Raw genomic sequence first — 19,444 nt, 5'->3', positions numbered from 1 at the left:
GGTCTGCCTTCCGGGTCAGGCCGAAGTCCGCTTGCGCGGCGCGGCCTTCTTCGCGGCGGCCGTCTTCTTCGCGGCGGCGGAGGCGGACTTGGCGGCGGTCGAGGTGGACTTCCGGGCCGTGGAGGCGGACTTCGTGGCCGTGGAGGTGCTCTTCCTGGCGGTGGCGGCGGACTTCGTGGCGGCCGAAGTCGACTTCTTGCCGCCCGACTTGGCGGACGAGGCCGTCGAGGCCGGCTTCGCCGTCGTCTTCGCCGTGGACTTCGCCGTGGTCTTCTTCGCCGCCGGGGCCGTCCTCCGTCCGGCGGCCCCGGCCGTCGACTTCTTCCCGCCCACCGCCTTCGGCGCGGCGGCCGCCGCGCCGCGCCGGATCGGGGTCACCTCCGCCTCCGTGCCGCCCTCCCCGCCCTCGTCCGTGCCCCGCGAGGCCCTGGCGGCCCGCACGCTGTTCTCCAGCGCCGCCATCAGGTCGATCACCTGCCCGCCGGCCGGCTCCACCACGGCCTCCGCGGGCTCGAACGCCCCGCCCGCCTTCGCCGCGATCATCGCCTCCACGGCCTCGCGGTAGTCGTCGTGCAGGGAGGTCATCTCCACCTCGCCCAGCGTCGCCATCAGCGCGTCGGCCAGGTTCAGTTCGGCTTCCCGCACGGACACCGAGGCCTCCGGGGCCACCCCCTCCGGCGCCCTGATCTCGTCCGGCCACAGCAGCCCGTGCATCGCGATCACGTCGTCGACGACCCGCAGCATGCCCAGCCGCTCCCGCCCCCGCAGCGCGTACTTGGCGATAGCCACCCGCCGGCTGCGCTTGAGCGCCTCCCGCAGCAGCGTGTACGGCTTGGCCGCCGTGGCCCCGTTCGCGGCGAGGTAGTACGCGGCGTCCAGCTGGAGCGGATCGATCTCGTCGGCCGGCACGAACGACACGATCTCGATCGTCTTCGCCGTGGCGATCGGCAGCCGGGCCAGGTCCTCCTCCGTGATCGGGATGATCGACCCGTCCGCCTCCTCGTACCCCTTGCCGATCTCGGCGGAGGGCACCTCCTCCCCGTCCAGTTCGCACACCTTGCGGTAGCGGACGCGGCCGCCGTCGGTCACGTGGATCTGACGGAAGGAGATCGAGTGGCTCTCGGTGGCGTTCACGAGCTTGATCGGGATGCTGACCAGGCCGAAGGAGATCGCCCCGTTCCAAATGGATCGCACGGTTCCTCCTGATTCGTGGCAATCTCATCGTATGACGCCGATCACGATGGTGGAGGGGCGTCGCATCGCGCTCAGCAACCTGGAGAAGGTCCTCTACCCGGAGACCGGCTTCACCAAGGGCGAGGTGCTGCACTACTACGCCACCGTCGCGGACGCCCTCCTCGCGCACATCAAGGACCGCCCGCTGTCCTTCCTGCGCTACCCGGACGGCCCGGACGGCCAGCTCTTCTTCACCAAGAACCCGCCGCCCGGTACGCCCGCCTGGGTGAGGACCACCCCCGTGCCGCGCTCCGAGGACGAACGGGCCGAACAGGTGGTCGTGTCCGGCCTGGCGTCCCTGATGTGGGCGGCCAACCTCGTCGTCGAGTTCCACACCCCCCAGTGGCGGGCCGGCGCCCCCGCCGTCGCCGACCGGCTCGTGCTCGACCTCGACCCCGGCCCGCCCGCCACCGTCGTCGAATGCTGCGCCGCCGCCCTGTGGCTGCGCGAGCGCCTCGCCGCCGACGGCCTGACCGCGTACGCCAAGACCTCCGGCTCCAAGGGCCTCCACCTGGCCGTGGCGCTCGAACCGGTCCCCTCCGCGCGCGCCTCCGCGTACGCCAAGGCCCTCGCCCAGGAGGCCGAGGCCGAGTTCCCCGACCTGGTCGTGCACCGCATGGCCAAGGCGCTGCGCCCCGGCAAGGTCTTCGTCGACCACAGCCAGAACGCCGCCGCCAAGACCACCGCGGCTCCCTACACGCTGCGCGCGCGGCGCCTGCCGACCGTCTCCGCGCCCGTCTCCTGGGCGGAGGTCGAAGCCTGCCGCGACCCCCACGACCTGGTGTTCCTCGCCGACGACATCCCGCCCCGGCTGGCCCGCGACGGCGACCTCCTCGCCCCGCTCACCGACTCCGGACGGGCCGGGAGCCTGCCGTGACCCCGCAGGCCGTCAGGGTCGCGCTCGCCTCCGCCGTACGGACCCTGCCGCGGGGGGCGGGCCTGGCGTACGAGCCGAAGTTCGACGGCCACCGCATGGTCGTGCTGCGCACCGAGGAGGACGTGGTGCTCCAGGCCCGCTCCGGGCGGATCGTCACCGGCGCCTTCCCCGACCTGGCGGCGGCCGCCCGGCAGTTGCCCGCCGGGACCGTGCTGGACGGGGAGGTGGTCGTCTGGCACGCGGGCCGCACGGACTTCGCGCTGGTCCAGCGGCGCGCGGCGGCGGCCAACGCGGCCCGGGCCGCGGTGCTCGCGCAGAGCCTGCCGGCCTCGTACGCGGCGTTCGACGTGCTGGAGCTGGCCGGGGTGGACGTACGCGGCCGCCCCTACGAGCGGCGCCGGGCCCTGCTGGTCGACCTGCTGCTGCCGCTGGGCCCGCCGCTCCAGCCGGTGCCGATGACGACGGACCCCGAGCTGGCCGAGACCTGGTACGAGACCCTGCCCGCCAGCGGCATCGAGGGCCTGGTCGTCAAGCGGCTGGACCAGCCCTACCCGGCCGGGCGGCGCGCCTGGCGCAAGCTCCGGCACACCGACGTGCGGGACGCGGCGGTGATCGGCTACACCGGCACCCCGCGCCGCCCGCTGGCGCTCGTCCTGGTCCTGCCGGGGGAGGAGGACCAGGCGCCGCTGGTGTCGAGCCCGCTCTCGGCGGTGCTGCGCGCCGAGCTGGCGGCGGTCGTCGCGGAACGCGGGGGCGCGGGTACCGGCGGGGGCGTGGTCACGGCGATCGGGCTCGGCGAGGTGCCGTTCACCCTGCTGGACCCGCCGCTGGCGGCCGAGGTCCGGCACACCGCGCTGCGCCACCCCCCGCCGGAGGTGCTGCGGCTGCGGACGGACCTCTGAGCCGCGCGGCAGGCGCGGCCCAGAGGTCCGGGCGGGATGTTCAGGCGTGCGCGCCGCGTCCCGCGTCGGGCGGCGCCCCCGGCTGCGGGTGCGGTCCGGGGCCCTCGGGCTTCTCGTAGCCGGACTCGCGCTCGGCCCGTACCTGGTCGGCGTGGTCGGAGGTGGTGGAGCCGAAGTTCCCGTAGCCCTGCATCTCGTGCGGCCGCAGGCCGCCCTCGGGGATCTCCACCGGGTCACGCTCCTCGCGGACCTCGTGGACCGGCCCGCCGTCGGGCAGGTGCGGCTGGCTCTCCGGGGTGGGCGGCGGCGGCTCCTTCTCCCGGACCCGCTGGCCCAGCTTGAACCCGGCGAGCAGGACGCCGGCGATGACGATGCCGACGACGAAGAACCACGCGATGTCGGTCAGGATCTCGTCCACGCTGAGGATCGTGTCCATAGGGCCCATTTTCCCGCTTTTGCTACTTTTGCACGTGGGAGCAGCGCAAAGAATGCCCCCGGAAACCCGCCCCGGCCCGACCCCCCACCGCGCCGGGCCGCGCCCGCCCCCTACTCCGAACGGATGACGGGGACGGACGGCGGGGCGGATGATGACGGGAGGGCCCCCGGCCCCTCAGCGCAGCGGCCCGTCCGAATCCCGCAGCCCCCGCGCGTCCCGCCCCCCGAGCACCCCGAGGATCTCGGCGCAGATGGCCAGCGCCGTCTCAGCCGGGGTCCTGGCCCCCAGGTCCAGCCCGATCGGCCCGTGCACCCGCGCCAGCCCGTCCTCGCCCACCCCGGCGGCCAGCAGGCCCTCCCGGCGCCGCGCGGTGGTCCGCCGCGACCCCAGCGCGCCGACGTACGGGACCCCCAGCGCGAGCGCGTTCCGCAGGACCGGCACGTCGAAGTCCGGATCGTGGCTGAGCAGCACCAGGCAGGCGGCGTCCCGGTGCGCGGTCAGCGCCTTCTGCGCGTCCGCCGCGTTCTCCACCACCACGGACTCCCAGCCCAGCAGCGCCGCCTGCGCCCCGATGACCTCGGCCAGCTCCCCGGTCCCGCCGACCACCACGTACGGGGCCGACGGGTACGCCTCCACCAGCACCAGCCCGGACCCCCCGTACAGGGCGTCCCGCCCGGGCCGCCGGGTCCCCAGCAGCTCCCCGGCCCGCCGCCCGGCGTCGTCGGCCGGCTCGTCGCCGGCCCGTACGACCTCGCTGACGGCGCCGTCCGCGCCCTCGCTGAGCCGGGTCACCAGCGCCACCCCGGCCCCGGTGCCCAGCAGTTCCCACCATTCGGCGGGGATCGCGGACAGCGGCTGCAGCAGCACCTCCGCCCGCCCGCCACAGGTCAGCTTCGCCTCCGCGGCCTCGTCGGCCCCCACCGACACCTCGCACACCCGCGCGGTCTCCCCGGCGCCGCCCAGGGCCCCGGCCTCCGCGACCAGCTCGGCGTCGAACACCCCGCGGTACAGGGCCCCGACGCACTCCCCGCGGGGGTCCACGAGCACGGCCCCGGCCGGGTCCCGGGGTCCGAACCCCTGCTCGGTCACCGGCCGGGCCAGGAACGCCACCCGCCCCTCCGCCGCCCACTGCCGCGCCGTCTCCGCAAGCCCACGCATCCTCGTCGCCCCATCCTCTGTGCGCTCCCTCGCCGCAAAGCACCTGGTCAACGGGCACGAAGCGGCCTCGGGAACCACCCTACGCACGCCCCCGGCCGCCACCCATCCCCCGAACCCACCAACCCCGGCCCGTCGCCCTCGTACGGACCACCGGAACCGTCCACGAGTGGCCGCTCCGCCGCCACCACGGAGAATCGAGGGAGCGAAGGGACACTCAGCCCGTGCTCATCCTGAAACGCGCCTTCGGCTCCCTCTCCGTACGCAACTTCCGGCTCTTCTTCCTCGGCCAGCTCCTCTCGGTGACGTGCACCTGGATGATGGTGATCGCGCAGGACTGGCTGGTGCTGGAGCTGTCGGGCGACTCGGGCACGGCACTGGGCGTGGTCACCGCCCTCCAGTTCACGCCGGTCCTCCTCCTCACCCTCTACGGCGGCCGGCTCGCCGACCGCCACAGCAAACGCCGCATCCTGATCCTGGCGAACCTCACGTCCGGCACCCTCGCGCTCGCCCTGGGGCTGTGGGTGGTCCGGGGCGACGTCCGGCTGTGGCACATCTGGCTCTTCGCCCTCCTCCTCGGCGCGGTCAACTCGGTCGAGGCGCCCACCCGCATCGCCTTCGTCGGCGAGATGGTCGGCAACGAACTGCTCCCCAACGCGTCGGCGCTGAGCGGCGCGTACTTCAACGCCGCCCGGGTGGCCGGCCCCGCGGCCGCGGGCCTGCTCATCGCCCGCCTCGGCGTCGGCCCGGTCATCCTGCTCAACGCGTGCAGCTACCTGGCCGCCGTGGCGGGCCTCGCCCTGATGCGCCCCGCGGAACTCCACGGCCCGCCCTCCCGCCCCGCGGGCGCCAGCGTCGTGGACGGCCTCCGCTACGTCTCCCGGCGCGCCGACCTGATCCTGCCCCTCTCCCTGGTCGGCGTACTGGGCCTGGCCGGCTTCAACTTCCAGCTGACGCTCCCGCTGCTGGCCAAGACCGAGTTCCGCACCGGCTCGGCGGCCTTCGGACTGCTGAGCAGCTCCCTCGCGGCGGGCTCCCTCCTGGCCGCCTTCGCGACGACGGCCCGCCGCGAACGCCCCACGGCGGCCGTGGTCACCGGCTCGGCCCTGGCCTTCGGCGCCGCGGAAGCCCTCACGGGCCTGGCCCCCACCCTCCCGACGGCGGCCTTCTGCCTCGCCCTCACGGGCTTCGCGATGATGTACTTCGCCCAGGCGGCCAACCACCGCGTCCAACTCGGCTCGGACCCCGCCTACCGCGGCCGCGTGATGGCCCTCTTCACCCTGATCTTCATGGGCACCACCCCCCTGGGCGCCCTCCTGACGGGCTGGCTCTCCGACCACTGGGGCCCCCGCTGGTCCCTCTCGACGGGCGGCCTCATCTCCCTGACGGCCGCGGCCCTGGCCCTGACGCTGCCCCTGACCCGGGAACCCGCCCGCGAGCTGGACGACTCCCGCACCTGACCGACGCGCGCCGGGTTCCCCAGCCGGCCGGCGGCTCATGTGCCCATTCCGTGCACCGAGTTGGGGCCGGCAGCGGAACGGCCGACCGCACATACGCGAAGACCCCGTCTCAGCGTTACCGCTGATGGCGGGGTCTTTGGGCACTTCCTGCGAAGTGCCCCCGGCAGGATTCGAACCTGCGCACACGGCTCCGGAGGCCGTTGCTCTATCCCCTGAGCTACGGGGGCGTGTCGTTCGCTGTGCGGCGACGGGTTGAACACTACCAGCTTCCGCGGGGTGATCAGGAACCGATTTGGGCGGCCGGGGGAGGTCGGTCGCCCGGAGGGGGTGGAAGTGGCAAAAACCCGGACGCGGGGGCTTAGGGCGACCTACTCTCGAGTTGTGCCAGGCGCCTCGGGCCGGGTGCTTGTTGTCGACGACAACAAGGTCATCCGGCAGCTGATCAAGGTCAATCTCGAGCTGGAGGGCTTCGAGGTAGTGACCGCGAACGATGGTGCCGAGTGTCTGGACGTGGTGCACCGGGTGTGTCCCGACGCGATCACCCTTGATGTGGTCATGCCCCGGCTGGACGGGTTCGGGGCCGCCGCGCAGTTGCGGGCCGATCCGCGGACGAGGCATGTGCCCGTCGCCATCGTCAGCGCCTGTACCCAGCTCGAGGTCGAGGCCGGGATCGCCGCCGGCGTGGACGCGTTCGTCGCCAAGCCCTTCGAGCCCGCGGAGCTGGTGCGGGTCGTACGGCGGCTCGTCGAGCGGAAGGGTGCCCCTGCGGGGAGGGCCGGGAGGGCCGGTCGGGGGGCCTGAGGGCGGTCGCCTGTTCACATGGCGAAACCCGATGCGGGGCACAGGGGCTTCTCGCCTAGGCTGGGTTCCGTGATCCCCGCCGACCTCTCTCGTGCCGTCGTACAAGCCGTACGCCGTGCCGTCGAGGGCGGTGAGCTCGCCGCCGGCGTGCCCGGGCGGGTGGTCGTCGAGCGGACCCGGCCCGGGGGAGTGGGGGAGTACGCCTCCCCCGTCGCGCTCCAGGTGGCGAAGAGCGCCCGGCTGGAGCCCCGTGAGGTCGCCCGGGTGCTCGCGGGCCGGCTCCTCGCCGACGAGCCCGGGATCCTGGGCGTGGAGATCACCGGCCCCGGATTCCTGAACTTCAGCCTCGCGCCCCCGTCCGCCGCCGCGCTCGTGCGCGAGGTGAGGGCGCGGGGGGCCCGGTACGGGTACGTGCCCGGTGCGGAGCCTCGGGGGAGTGCGGTACGGGCCGCCGTGCGGCGGATCCAGGAGAGCCAGGGCGTCCCGGACGGGCCCGTGCCGCGCGTCGCGCCCGTCGCCCGGCGGGACGGGGACGTCGTCGCCGCGTACGGGGCGGACGCCGCCGCCTGGGCCATGCTCTGCGTACCGGCCCGCGAGACCCCCTCCTTCACCCCCGCCCTGCTCGTCCAGGACGAGTCCAGTGAGTTCTTCCGCGTGCGGTACGCCCATGCCCGGGTGCGGGCGCTGGGGATCAATGCCGGTGACCTGGGGTTCCGTGGCGAGCCCGGCGACGACGCGGACGGCCGCGAGCTGCTGCGGTTGCTCGGCGAGTACCCGCTCGTGCTGGAGGCCGCAGCCCACCACCAGGCCCCCGAGCGGCTCACCCGGCACCTCGTGGCCGTCGCCGACGCGCTCCTCGACTTCCAGCACCAGGTCCTGCCCAAGGGCGACGAGAAACCCTCGGCCGCCCACCGCGCCCGGCTGGCACTCGCCGAAGCCGCCGGGACGGTGCTGGCCGGCGGCCTCGCCCTGCTCGGCATCGACGCCCCAGACTGCCTGTGACCCGCGAAGAGAGATTCCGATGAGCCGTTCCGCCCACCCCGCCGGGCCCCGCCACGCCGACGTCCTGCCCGAGGGCCACTACGCCCCGCCGCCGGCCGACCTGAACGCGCTCGACGAGAAGGTGTGGTCCCGTACCGTCACGCGCGACGACGACGGCGTCGTGACCGTCGGCGGGCTCGAAGTGACCCGGCTCGCCGAGGAGTTCGGCACCCCCGCCTACTTCCTCGACGAGGAGGACTTCCGGGCCCGCTGCCGCGCCTGGGCGCACGCCTTCGGCAAGGACGCCGACGTGTTCTACGCCGGAAAGGCGTTCCTGTCGAAGGCCGTCGTGAAGTGGCTCAAGGAGGAGGGGCTGAACCTCGACGTCTGCTCCGGGGGGGAGCTGGCCACCGCCCTCGCCGCCGGGATGCCCGCCGAGCGGATCGCCTTCCACGGCAACAACAAGTCCGAGAGCGAGATCCGGCGCGCGGTCACCGCCGGCGTCGGGCGGATCGTCCTCGACTCCTTCCAGGAGATCGCCCGCGTCGCGCACGTCGCCCGTGAGCTGGGGGTGCGCCAGCCCGTGCAGATCCGGGTGACCGTGGGCGTTGAAGCGCACACCCACGAGTTCATCGCGACCGCGCACGAGGACCAGAAGTTCGGGATCGCCGTCGCCGACGGCTCCGCCGCCGAGGCCGTACGGCGGGCGCTCGGGCACGACTCCCTGGAGCTGCTCGGCGTCCACTCCCACATCGGTTCGCAGATCTTCGACATGGCCGGCTTCGAGGTCTCCGCGAAGAGGGTCGTGCGGCTGCTGGCCGCCGTCCGCGACGAGCACGGCGTCGAGCTCCCCGAGATCGACCTCGGCGGCGGCCTCGGCATCGCCTACACCTCCGCCGACGACCCGCGCGAGCCGCACGAGATCGCCAAGGCCCTCACCGAGATCGTCGCGCGGGAGTGCGAGAGCGCCGGCCTCAAGGCCCCCCGCATCTCCGTCGAGCCCGGCCGCGCCATCGTCGGGCCCACCGCCTTCACCCTCTACGAGGTCGGCACCATCAAGCCGCTGGAGGGCCTGCGCACGTACGTCTCCGTCGACGGCGGCATGTCCGACAACATCCGCACGGCCCTGTACGACGCCGAATACGCGGTCACGCTGGTCTCCCGCGTCTCCGACGCCGAGCCGATGCTCGTCCGCGTCGTCGGCAAGCACTGCGAGAGCGGTGACATCGTCGTGAAGGACGCCTTCCTGCCGGCCGACCTGGCCCCCGGCGACCTGCTCGCCGTGCCCGCCACCGGGGCGTACTGCCGCTCCATGGCCAGCAACTACAACCACGCGCTGCGGCCGCCCGTCGTCGCCGTGCGCGACGGCGCGGCGCGGGTCATCGTCCGCCGCGAGACGGAAGAAGATCTCCTGTCCCTCGACCTCGGGTGACCCCCATATTTCGGGGGGAAGCATCCGGACCCCCAAAATAGACGTTCAGTACACGTCTCACTCAATGGACCGGAGATGGAAACTCCTGTCCATTGCGTGAGACTGGTTCATACCTGGCGCGCAAAACCGCCCGCCGGGAGCGATGGAAGATCGAAAGGCGTAGGTCAATGATGCGTACGCGTCCGCTGAAGGTGGCGCTGCTGGGCTGTGGAGTGGTCGGCTCAGAGGTGGCGCGCATCATGACGACGCACGCCGACGACCTGACAGCCAGGATCGGCGCGCCCGTCGAACTCGCCGGCGTGGCTGTGCGCCGTCCCTCCAAGGTGCGCGAGGGCATCGACCCCGCCCTCGTCACCACCGACGCCACCGCCCTCCTCAAACGCGGTGACATCGACGTGGCCATCGAGGTCATCGGCGGCATCGAGCCCGCCCGCACCCTGATCACCACCGCCTTCGAGCACGGCATCTCCGTCGTCTCCGCGAACAAGGCGCTGCTCGCCCAGGACGGCGCGTCCCTGCACGCCGCCGCCGAGCAGGCCGGGCTGGACCTCTACTACGAGGCCGCCGTCGCCGGCGCCATCCCGCTGGTCCGCCCCATGCGAGAGTCCCTCGCCGGCGACAAGATCAACCGGGTCATGGGCATCGTCAACGGCACGACGAACTTCATCCTCGACAAGATGGACTCGACGGGCGCCGGCTACCAGGAGGCGCTCGACGAGGCCACCGCCCTCGGCTACGCCGAGGCCGACCCCACCGCCGACGTCGAGGGCTACGACGCCGCCGCCAAGGCCGCGATCCTGGCCGGCATCGCCTTCCACACCCGCGTCCGCCTCGACGACGTGTACCGCGAGGGCATGACCGAGGTCAGCGCCGCGGACTTCGCCTCCGCCAAGCGCATGGGATGCACCATCAAGCTCCTCGCCATCCTGGAGCGCGCGGCCGACGGCGAGTCCGTCACCGCCCGCGTCCACCCGGCGATGATCCCGCTCAGCCACCCGCTGGCCTCCGTCCGCGAGGCGTACAACGCCGTCTTCGTCGAGGCCGAGGCCGCCGGACGGCTGATGTTCTACGGGCCCGGCGCGGGCGGCTCGCCGACCGCGTCCGCGGTCCTCGGCGACCTCGTCGCCGTCTGCCGCAACAAGCTCGCCGAGGCAACGGGGCCCGGCGAGTCGGCGTACACCCAGCTGCCGGTCAGCCCCATGGGGGACGTCGTCACCCGCTACCACATCAGCCTCGATGTGGCGGACAAGCCGGGCGTCCTCGCCCAGGTGGCGACCACCTTCGCGGAGCACGGCGTGTCGATCGACACGGTCCGGCAGCAGGGCAAGGACGGCGAGGCCTCCCTCGTCGTCGTCACCCACCGCGCACCCGACGCCGCCCTCTCCGGGACCGTCGAGGCGCTGCGGAAGCTGGACACCGTGCGCGGTGTCGCCAGCATCATGCGTGTTGAAGGGGAGTAAGGACCCATGAGCAGCAATCGCACCCACCAGTGGCGCGGCATCATCGAGGAGTACCGCGACCGGCTGCCGGTGACGGACACGACTCCCGTGGTCACGCTCCGCGAGGGCGGTACTCCCCTCGTCCCCGCCCAGGTGCTCTCCGAGCGCACGGGCTGTGAGGTGCACCTCAAGGTCGAGGGCGCGAACCCGACCGGGTCCTTCAAGGACCGCGGCATGACCATGGCCATCACCAAGGCCAAGGAGGACGGCGCCAAGGCCGTCATCTGCGCCTCCACGGGCAACACCTCGGCCTCCGCCGCCGCCTACGCGGTGCGCGCCGGCATGGTGTCCGCGGTCCTCGTGCCCCGCGGCAAGATCGCGCTCGGCAAGATGGGCCAGGCCCTGGTGCACGGCGCCAAGATCCTGCAGGTTGACGGCAACTTCGACGACTGCCTGGCCCTGGCCCGCGCGCTGTCCGACAACTACCCGGTGGCGCTGGTCAATTCCGTCAACCCGGTGCGCATCGAGGGCCAGAAGACGGCCGCGTTCGAGATCGTCGACGCGCTCGGCGACGCCCCCGACATCCACGTGCTGCCCGTCGGCAACGCGGGCAACATCACCGCGTACTGGAAGGGCTTCAAGGAGTACAAGGCCGACGGCCTGGCCTCCCGTACGCCCCGCGTCTGGGGTTTCCAGGCCTCCGGCTCCGCGCCGATCGTGCGCGGCGAGGTCGTCAAGGAGCCCCACACCATCGCCACCGCGATCCGCATCGGCAACCCGGCCTCCTGGGACTACGCGCTCGCCGCGCGCGAGGAGTCGGGCGGCTTCATCGACGAGGTGACGGACCGCCAGATCCTGGCGGCCTACCGTCTGTTGGCCGCGCAGGAGGGCGTCTTCGTCGAGCCCGCCTCGGCCGCGTCGGTCGCCGGCCTGCTGAAGGCCGCCGAGGCCGGCCTCGTCGACCCCGGCCAGAAGATCGTGTGCACCGTCACGGGCAACGGCCTCAAGGACCCCGACTGGGCGGTCGCCGGCGCTCCGCAGCCGGTCACCGTCCCGGTGGACGCCGAGGCCGCGGCCGTCCGCCTCGGCCTGGTCTGACCCCGCTCCCCGGCCCCTGAGGGGGCCCCGAGCCCCGTTGCCGGATCCCGGAAGTCTCCGGGATCCGGCAACCCGGGCGGTACGGCACCGAAGAGCCCACGGCGATCCCCCCGGATCCGGCGGAAGACCCCGACACGCATCGTGCGCCTCCTGTGCGCCCTATGTCGCGGGAGAACCTTCCTTCGATACGCTGTACTTACATCCGCCACCGCGCATATGACCGCGGTGCTGCCCCGAGGGCCTTCGGGTGTCGTACGTTCTCCAGTACATTCGCAGCGAAGATCCCGCGCAGCCGCCGGATCCCGCACAGTCACAAGGAGTGTCATCGACCGATGGCAGGTCCAGCGTTCCGCGCCGCCGCCGTACGGGTGCGCGTCCCCGCCAGCAGCGCCAACCTCGGCCCCGGCTTCGACGCCCTCGGCCTGGCCCTGGGGCTCTACGACGACGTCGTCGTCCGGGTAGCCGACTCCGGCCTGGACATCGACATCGCGGGTGAGGGCGCCGACACCCTCCCGAGGGACGAGAGCCACCTCCTCGTACGCTCCATGCGCACCGCCTTCGACCTGCTGGGCGGGCAGCCGCGCGGCCTGGAGGTCGTCTGCGCCAACCGCATCCCGCACGGCCGGGGCCTCGGCTCCTCCTCCGCCGCGATCTGCGCCGGCATCGTCGCCGCCCGCGCCGTGACCATAGGCGGGGAGGCCAAGCTCGACGACGCGGCGCTGCTGGAGCTCGCCACCGAGATCGAGGGCCACCCCGACAACGTCGCCGCCTGTCTGCTCGGCGGTTTCACCCTGGCGTGGATGGAAGGCGGCAGCGCCAAGGCGATCCGGATGGACCCTGCGGATTCCATCGTTCCGGTGGTCTTCGTCCCGTCGAAGCCGGTCCTGACCGAGACCGCCCGCGGCCTGCTGCCGCGCAGCGTCCCGCACGTGGACGCGGCCGTCAACGCGGGCCGCGCGGGCCTGCTCGTGGAGGCCATGACCAGGCGTCCCGAGTTCCTGCTGCCCGCCACCGAGGACCGGCTGCACCAGGAGTACCGGGCCCCGGCGATGCCGGAGAGCGTGGCACTCGTCAACCGGCTGCGGGCGGACGGCATCCCCGCGGTCATCTCCGGCGCGGGCCCCACGGTCCTCGCGCTGGTCGACAACGGCGCGGCCGACAAGGTCGCGCTGCTCGCGGGCGAGGGGTGGGCCGCCAACCGGCTCGCGCTCGACGCCGCGGGCGCGAGCGTCCTGCCGCTGGGCGCCCAGGGCGGTCAGCCCGTGTCGTGACGACACGGCCCGTCGGGGCGGACGGCCGGGCAGGCCGCCCGCCCGCGACGGGCGATTGCCGGTGATTGAGAGGGGGAATGTCTGTTGGATCCGGTAGTGTTAATCTCAAGTGCGCATCCGAAGCCGCCATGGCTCGGTGCTCAGTGTCCCCATCCGGGACCACATTTCTTCCGGGAGCCTCCCCGACTGCTTTGATCGCTGCCAGCAGTTTCGAGCACGCTCCGGAAATCGGCGTGACATTCCCACGCTTTCCAGCTCGGGGGCTTCTCGCCGGAACCACCATGCACGTTTCTCTCCGCCGTAACTCTTACCGGCGGACCACCGCCCCGGCACGGTCCACACACCCGGACCGTTGTCGGACAGCACAACCGGTCGCCGAGCCAGACAGGCCGACGTCCGCTCCAGGGAAGGACCCTTCGTGAGCGACACCACCGATCTGATGGGCGCTGCCGACACCAACGTCGACACCAGTGCCCCCGCCGCGGGCGCGGCCCCGAAGCGCCGCCGCTCCGGCACCGGCCTTGAGGGCATGGTCCTGGCCGAGCTGCAGCAGGTCGCGTCGGGCCTCGGTATCAGGGGCACCGCGCGGATGCGCAAGAGCCAGCTGATCGAGGTCATCAAGGAGGCGCAGGGCGGCAGCGCCCCCAAGGCCGCCGCCGCGGCCCCCGCCGCCGACGCCGCCGAGGCCAAGCCGAAGCGCCGCGCCACCAGCAAGGCCCGTACGGGCGAGGCCGCCGCCGCGGCCCCCGCCGAGAAGCCCGCCGCCCAGGCCCAGATCGAGATCCCGGGCCAGCCGGCCAGCGACGACGCCCCGATCGGCGAGCGCCGCCGCCGCCGGGCCACCGCACCCTCCGGCAGCCCCGAGTCCTCGGCCCCCGCGGCCGTGCAGGTCGAGCAGAAGACCGAGGCCGCCGCCCCGGCCGCGCAGCCCGAGGCCAAGGCCGAGGCCGCCGTCGCCGTCTCCGCGCAGGCCCAGGGCCAGGCGCAGGAGACCGCCGAGGGCCGCACCCGCCGCGACCGCCGTGACCGCGGCGACCGTGGTGAGCGCGGCGAGCGCGGCGAGCGTCAGCAGGGCCGCCGTGAGCGCGGTGCCAAGGCCGACGAGCAGGGCCAGCAGCAGGGCGGCCAGGGCCAGCAGCAGGGCGGCGGCCGCCAGGACCGCGCCGACCGCGCCGACCGTCAGCAGCAGGGCGGCCGCGGCCAGGGCCGGCAGGACCGTCAGGACAACGGCCCGCAGGACGACTTCGACGGCGAGGACGGCCGTCGCGGCCGCCGCGGCCGCTACCGCGACCGCCGTGGCCGTCGCGGCCGCGACGAGTTCGCGCCGAACGAGCCGCAGGTCGCCGACGACGACGTGCTGATCCCCGTCGCGGGCATCCTCGACATCCTCGACAACTACGCGTTCATCCGGACCTCGGGCTACCTGCCCGGCCCGAACGACGTGTACGTCTCCCTCGCCCAGGTCCGCAAGGCCGGCCTGCGCAAGGGCGACCACACCACCGGTGCGGTCCGCCAGCCCAAGGACGGCGAGCGCCGCGAGAAGTTCAACGCCCTCGTGCGCCTGGACTCCGTCAACGGCATGGCGCCCGAATCCGGCCGCGGCCGACCGGAGTTCCAGAAGCTGACCCCGCTCTACCCGCAGGACCGGCTCCGCCTGGAGACCGACCCGGGCGTGCTGACGACCCGCATCATCGACCTCGTGTCGCCGATCGGCAAGGGCCAGCGCGGTCTGATCGTGGCCCCGCCGAAGACCGGCAAGACCATGATCATGCAGGCGATCGCCAACGCGATCACCACCAACAACCCCGAGTGCCACCTGATGGTCGTCCTGGTCGACGAGCGTCCGGAAGAGGTCACCGACATGCAGCGGTCGGTCAAGGGCGAGGTCATCTCCTCGACCTTCGACCGCCCGGCCGAGGACCACACCACCGTCGCCGAGCTGGCCATCGAGCGCGCCAAGCGCCTCGTCGAGCTGGGTCACGACGTGGTGGTCCTGCTGGACTCCATCACCCGTCTGGGCCGCGCGTACAACCTCGCGGCGCCCGCCTCCGGCCGCATCCTGTCCGGTGGTGTCGACTCGACCGCGCTGTACCCGCCGAAGCGCTTCTTCGGTGCCGCGCGCAACATCGAGGACGGCGGCTCGCTGACCATCCTGGCCACCGCGCTCGTCGACACGGGCTCGCGCATGGACGAGGTGATCTTCGAGGAGTTCAAGGGCACCGGCAACATGGAGCTCAAGCTCGACCGCAAGCTCGCCGACAAGCGCATCTTCCCGGCCGTCGACGTCGACCCGTCGGGTACGCGCAAGGAGGAGATCCTCCTCAACAGCGAGGAGCTCGCCATCGTCTGGAAGCTGCGCCGGGTGCTGCACGCGCTCGACTCGCAGCAGGCGATCGAGCTGCTGCTCGACAAGATGAAGCAGACGAAGTCGAACGCCGAGTTCCTGATGCAGATCGCCAAGACGACCCCGGCCGGCAAGAACGACGACTGACCGGGTCGCCCGCAACACGGAACCGCCCCCGCCGCACCCGCGGCGGGGGCGGTTCCCTTTGTGCGAGCTTCGCCACACGCCTGCGCCCGCGGGGCCCCGTACGCAACCCTTGGTGTCCGGATCGGGCTCCTCGAGGGCATCCGGTGACGCTCCGTGTTCACGGGGGAGGGGGGTGCGGAGCGGTCCGCGCTCCGTGGAACCCTGGAATGCGCTAGTCCGTCTGTGTGAGAGAGCAGTCGGCAACGAAGCCAGGACCGAGGAGAGCATGAGCGAGGACAGCAGGGGCAGCGGTCGCAGAGCGGCACGCAGGCGCGGGCGCCGGGCGCAGCCGCGCCGCCGCAGGGGCCTCAGGGTCGCCGCCTGGACCGCCGCGGGGGTGGTCCTGCTGGGCGGGGGGAGCCTCGGCTGGTTCTACTTCAAGCTCAACGGCAACCTGCACAGCGTCGACATCGACCAGGCCCTCGGCAAGGACCGCCCGCCGAACGTCGACAACGGCTCGATGGACATCCTCGTCCTCGGATCCGACTCCCGCGACGGGGCGAACAGCGAGTACGGCGCGGACGACGGCGGCTCGGCCCGCTCCGACACCGCGATGATCATCCACCTCTACGAGGGCCACAAGCAGGCCAGCGTGGTGTCGATCCCGCGCGACACGATGCTCCCGCGGCCCGCCTGCCCCACCGGCAAGGGGAAGACCAGCGCCCCCAGGCAGCGCGCGCAGTTCAACGAGGCCTTCACCATCGGCGGGGCGGCCTGCGCGGTCAAGACCGTCGAGGCGATGTCGGGGATCCGCATGGACCACTACATCGAGGTCGACTTCACCGGCTTCAAGAAGATCATCGACAACCTCGGCGGGGTCGAGCTCACGACCACCAAGCCGATCAAGGACGACGGCAGCCACCTCGACCTGCCGGCCGGCTCCCACAAGCTCAACGGCGAGCAGTCCCTCGGCCTCGTCCGCACGCGCAAGAGCGTCGGCGACGGCGGCGACCTGGGCCGAATACAGCTCCAGCAGGCCTTCATCAAGGCGCTGATCAAGCAGGTCAAGGGCGTGGGCGTGTTCGACAGCCCGAAGAAGCTCTACGGCCTCGCGGACGCCTCCACCAAGGCGATCACCACCGACAAGGCGCTCGGCGACGTGAAGTCCCTCGCGAGCTTCGCCCAGGGGCTCCAGGGCATCAGCGCGGAGAACATGCACATGATCACCCTGCCGGTGGGTCCGGACCCGCTCGACAGGGACCGGGTGGCGATCCTGCCCAAGGACTCCAAGATGGTCTGGGACGCCCTGCTGGCCGACCAGCCCATCCCCGCCGCGGCCACCGAGCACTCCAACGGGGACAAGAGCACCGCGGGCTCGATCGTCCGGTAGCCCTCCCCGCCGGAAGGCGGCAGGAATAGAAGCCGGCCCCCTCCCGTTGAAGGCAGCGTTCCCGGAATTTTGACAGGCGGCCCGGTCCTGGCAGACTGGTCTGTCGGCCCCGGTTCACGCAGTGCGCAATTCGGCTCCTGCGACCCGGCGCCCTCCCGAATCTAGGAGACACCTTGAAGCGCGATGTTCACCCCGAGTACGTCGAGACCCAGGTCAGCTGCACCTGTGGCGCGTCGTTCACCACCCGCAGCACCCTGACCGAGGGCACCATCCGTGCCGAGGTCTGCTCCGAGTGCCACCCGTTCTACACGGGCAAGCAGAAGATCCTCGACACCGGTGGCCGCGTGGCCCGCTTCGAGGCCCGCTTCGGCAAGGGTGCGGCCAAGAAGTAGCGCGACCCAGGCGCCGGTCACCGGCCGCCCCCTGACCACACGGGGGTGGCCGGACCGGCGCCTTTGTCGTCGTATCGACAGCCCAGCCCCTTTTTGACTTTTTTCACCCCAGGAGCATCCGATGTTCGAAGCGGTCGAGGATCTGGTAGGCGAGCACGCCGACCTCGAGAAGAAGCTCGCCGACCCTTCGGTCCACTCCGATCAGGCGAACGCCCGCAAGCTCAACAAGCGCTACGCGGAGCTGACGCCGATCGTCGCGACCTTCCGCGCCTGGAAGCAGGCGGCCGAGGACATCGAGACGGCCAAGGAGCTGGCGGCCGACGACCCCGACTTCGCCGCAGAGGTCAAGGAACTGAGCGCCCAGCGCGAAGAGCTCACCGAGAAGCTCCGCCTGCTGCTCGTCCCGCGCGACCCCAGCGACGACAAGGACGTCCTCCTGGAGATCAAGGCGGGCGCCGGCGGCGACGAGTCCGCCCTGTTCGCCGGCGACCTGCTGCGCATGTACCTGCGCTACGCCGAGCGCGTCGGCTGGAAGACCGAGATCATCGACTCCACCGAGTCCGAGCTCGGCGGCTACAAGGACGTCCAGGTCTCCGTCCGCACCAAGGGCGGCAACGGGGCCACGGAGCCCGGCCAGGGCGTCTGGGCCCGGATGAAGTACGAGGGCGGCGTGCACCGCGTCCAGCGCGTGCCGGCCACCGAGTCCCAGGGCCGCATCCACACCTCCGCCGCCGGCGTGCTCGTCACCCCGGAGGCCGAGGAGGTCGAGGTCGAGATCAACATGAACGACCTCCGCATCGACGTGTACCGCTCCTCGGGCCCCGGCGGCCAGTCCGTCAACACCACCGACTCGGCCGTGCGCATCACGCACCTCCCGACCGGCGTGGTCGCCTCCTGCCAGAACGAGAAGAGCCAGCTCCAGAACAAGGAGCAGGCCATGCGCATCCTGCGCTCGCGCCTCCTGGCCGCCGCCCAGGAAGCCGCCGAGCAGGAGGCCTCCGACCAGCGCCGCAGCCAGGTGCGCAGCGTCGACCGCTCCGAGAAGATCCGTACGTACAACTTCCCGGAGAACCGGATCTCGGACCACCGGACCGGTTTCAAGGCGTACAACCTGGACCAGGTGCTCGACGGCGACCTCGACTCGGTCATCCAGGCCTGCGTCGACACCGACTCCGCGGCGAAGCTCGCGGCCGCGCACTGACCTTCGCCCCACCCCCCATGACAGCAGCCCGGAGGACCAGCGTGAACTTGCTGCTTGCCGAGGTGGCCCAGGCCACCCAGCGGCTGGCCGCCGCCGGCGTGCCCTCACCGCGTTTCGATGCGGAGGAGCTCGCGGCCTTCGTGCACGGCGTCAAGCGGGGGGAACTGCACCACGTCAAGGACGCGGACTTCGACGCCCGCTACTGGGAGGCCATCGCCCGCCGCGAGGCGCGCGAGCCGCTCCAGCACATCACCGGCCGGGCCTTCTTCCGGTACCTGGAGCTCCAGGTCGGCCCCGGGGTGTTCGTGCCCCGGCCCGAGACCGAGTCGGTCGTGGACTGGGCCATACACGCCGTCCGCGCCATGGACGTGGTCGAGCCGCTGATCGTGGACCTGTGCACCGGGTCCGGCGCCATCGCGCTCGCCATGGCCCAGGAGGTGCCGCGCTCGCGCGTGCACGCCGTGGAGCTCTCCGAGGACGCGCTGCGCTGGACCCGCAAGAACGCCGAGGGCTCCCGGGTCACCGTCCACCAGGGCGACGCGCTCACCGCGCTGCCCGAGCTGGACGGACAGGTCGACCTCGTCATCTCCAACCCGCCGTACATCCCGCTCACCGAGTGGGAGTACGTCGCCCCGGAGGCCCGCGACCACGACCCCGAGATGGCGCTGTTCTCCGGCGAGGACGGCCTCGACACCATCCGCGGCATCGAGCGCACCGCCCACCGCCTGCTGCGGCCCGGCGGCATCGTCGTGATCGAGCACGCGGACACGCAGGGCGGCCAGGTGCCGTGGATCTTCGCCGACGAGCGGGGCTGGGCCGACGCCGCCGACCACCCCGACCTGAACAACCGTCCGCGCTTCGCGACCGCCCGCAAGGCCATGCCGTGACCCGCGCGCCCGCCGCCCC

17 protein-coding genes and 1 tRNA gene are annotated in these 19,444 nt (G+C 72.5%); 14 read left to right on the top strand and 4 right to left on the bottom strand.

Annotated elements, in window-relative coordinates:
• Nucleotides 1–15: 15 nt before the first annotated feature.
• Entirely contained in the window at nucleotides 16–1,194 is a 1,179-nt protein-coding gene (gene ku / locus ABD973_RS09645) for a non-homologous end joining protein Ku (protein ID WP_345499809.1), read from the bottom strand.
• A gap of 31 nt (nucleotides 1,195–1,225) precedes the next feature.
• On the opposite strand from ku, the gene ligD reads away from it, so the two are divergent.
• Nucleotides 1,226–2,110: a non-homologous end-joining DNA ligase gene (gene ligD / locus ABD973_RS09640; protein ID WP_345499807.1), complete on the top strand. Its 885-nt coding sequence runs from the start codon at nucleotides 1,226–1,228 to the stop codon at nucleotides 2,108–2,110.
• Nucleotides 2,107–3,012, top strand: coding sequence for an ATP-dependent DNA ligase (locus tag ABD973_RS09635; RefSeq protein WP_125822509.1), 906 nt, complete (start codon nucleotides 2,107–2,109; stop codon nucleotides 3,010–3,012). The genes ligD and ABD973_RS09635 overlap by 4 nt, the downstream gene beginning before the upstream one ends.
• A gap of 40 nt (nucleotides 3,013–3,052) precedes the next feature.
• On the opposite strand, the gene ABD973_RS09630 is transcribed toward ABD973_RS09635, so the two are convergent.
• Nucleotides 3,053–3,448, bottom strand: coding sequence for a DUF6479 family protein (locus ABD973_RS09630; RefSeq protein WP_125822510.1), 396 nt, complete (start codon nucleotides 3,446–3,448; stop codon nucleotides 3,053–3,055).
• A gap of 174 nt (nucleotides 3,449–3,622) precedes the next feature.
• A complete protein-coding gene (locus ABD973_RS09625; RefSeq protein WP_125822511.1) occupies nucleotides 3,623–4,606 on the bottom strand; it encodes an XdhC family protein in 984 nt (327 codons plus the stop codon).
• 221 nt (nucleotides 4,607–4,827) lie between these two features.
• Between ABD973_RS09625 and ABD973_RS09620 the strand changes: the two genes are divergently transcribed.
• Nucleotides 4,828–6,063 (top strand): MFS transporter, encoded by a 1,236-nt coding sequence (locus tag ABD973_RS09620; RefSeq protein WP_345499803.1) that lies wholly within the window; start codon nucleotides 4,828–4,830, stop codon nucleotides 6,061–6,063.
• 155 nt (nucleotides 6,064–6,218) lie between these two features.
• Here ABD973_RS09620 and ABD973_RS09615 read toward each other — a convergent pair.
• Nucleotides 6,219–6,290 (bottom strand) — tRNA-Arg (locus ABD973_RS09615).
• Nucleotides 6,291–6,396: 106 nt separating this feature from the next.
• Between ABD973_RS09615 and ABD973_RS09610 the strand changes: the two genes are divergently transcribed.
• The 11 genes from ABD973_RS09610 (at nucleotide 6,397) to prmC (ending at nucleotide 19,425) form a co-directional block, all read left to right on the top strand.
• Nucleotides 6,397–6,864 carry a response regulator gene (locus ABD973_RS09610; protein WP_164721081.1) on the top strand — a complete coding sequence of 156 codons (468 nt, stop codon included), beginning with the start codon at nucleotides 6,397–6,399 and terminating at the stop codon, nucleotides 6,862–6,864.
• Between the two features lie 69 nt (nucleotides 6,865–6,933).
• Nucleotides 6,934–7,866 (top strand): ArgS-related anticodon-binding protein NrtL, encoded by a 933-nt coding sequence (gene nrtL, locus ABD973_RS09605; RefSeq protein WP_345499801.1) that lies wholly within the window; start codon nucleotides 6,934–6,936, stop codon nucleotides 7,864–7,866.
• 19 nt (nucleotides 7,867–7,885) lie between these two features.
• On the top strand, nucleotides 7,886–9,277 hold the full coding sequence (gene lysA / locus ABD973_RS09600) for a diaminopimelate decarboxylase (protein WP_125822514.1): 1,392 nt from the start codon (nucleotides 7,886–7,888) through the stop codon (nucleotides 9,275–9,277).
• Nucleotides 9,278–9,444: 167 nt separating this feature from the next.
• The gene (locus ABD973_RS09595) at nucleotides 9,445–10,737 is read left to right on the top strand and encodes a homoserine dehydrogenase (RefSeq protein ID WP_164720960.1); all 1,293 of its coding nucleotides are present in this window, start codon (nucleotides 9,445–9,447) and stop codon (nucleotides 10,735–10,737) included.
• Nucleotides 10,738–10,743: 6 nt separating this feature from the next.
• A complete protein-coding gene (gene thrC, locus ABD973_RS09590) occupies nucleotides 10,744–11,814 on the top strand; it encodes a threonine synthase (RefSeq protein ID WP_125822515.1) in 1,071 nt (356 codons plus the stop codon).
• Nucleotides 11,815–12,146: 332 nt separating this feature from the next.
• Nucleotides 12,147–13,085: a homoserine kinase gene (gene thrB, locus ABD973_RS09585; protein ID WP_125599035.1), complete on the top strand. Its 939-nt coding sequence runs from the start codon at nucleotides 12,147–12,149 to the stop codon at nucleotides 13,083–13,085.
• A gap of 418 nt (nucleotides 13,086–13,503) precedes the next feature.
• On the top strand, nucleotides 13,504–15,576 hold the full coding sequence (gene rho / locus ABD973_RS09580; protein ID WP_125599032.1) for a transcription termination factor Rho: 2,073 nt from the start codon (nucleotides 13,504–13,506) through the stop codon (nucleotides 15,574–15,576).
• Nucleotides 15,577–15,841: 265 nt separating this feature from the next.
• Nucleotides 15,842–16,945 carry an LCP family protein gene (locus tag ABD973_RS09575; protein WP_125599029.1) on the top strand — a complete coding sequence of 368 codons (1,104 nt, stop codon included), beginning with the start codon at nucleotides 15,842–15,844 and terminating at the stop codon, nucleotides 16,943–16,945.
• 173 nt (nucleotides 16,946–17,118) lie between these two features.
• The gene (gene rpmE / locus ABD973_RS09570; RefSeq protein WP_007266580.1) at nucleotides 17,119–17,337 is read left to right on the top strand and encodes a 50S ribosomal protein L31; all 219 of its coding nucleotides are present in this window, start codon (nucleotides 17,119–17,121) and stop codon (nucleotides 17,335–17,337) included.
• A 121-nt stretch (nucleotides 17,338–17,458) separates the two neighbouring features.
• The gene (gene prfA, locus ABD973_RS09565) at nucleotides 17,459–18,538 is read left to right on the top strand and encodes a peptide chain release factor 1 (RefSeq protein WP_125599026.1); all 1,080 of its coding nucleotides are present in this window, start codon (nucleotides 17,459–17,461) and stop codon (nucleotides 18,536–18,538) included.
• 41 nt (nucleotides 18,539–18,579) lie between these two features.
• Complete coding sequence (gene prmC / locus ABD973_RS09560) at nucleotides 18,580–19,425, top strand: peptide chain release factor N(5)-glutamine methyltransferase (protein ID WP_345499796.1); 846 nt, start codon at nucleotides 18,580–18,582, stop codon at nucleotides 19,423–19,425.
• The last annotated feature ends 19 nt before the right edge of the window (nucleotides 19,426–19,444 follow it).

Origin of the sequence: Streptomyces racemochromogenes (genome assembly GCF_039535215.1) — a bacterium.
GTDB lineage: Bacteria > Actinomycetota > Actinomycetes > Streptomycetales > Streptomycetaceae > Streptomyces > Streptomyces racemochromogenes.
Note: the sequence above shows the minus strand (reverse complement) of the source record. Positions and strands in the feature narration are given on the sequence as shown.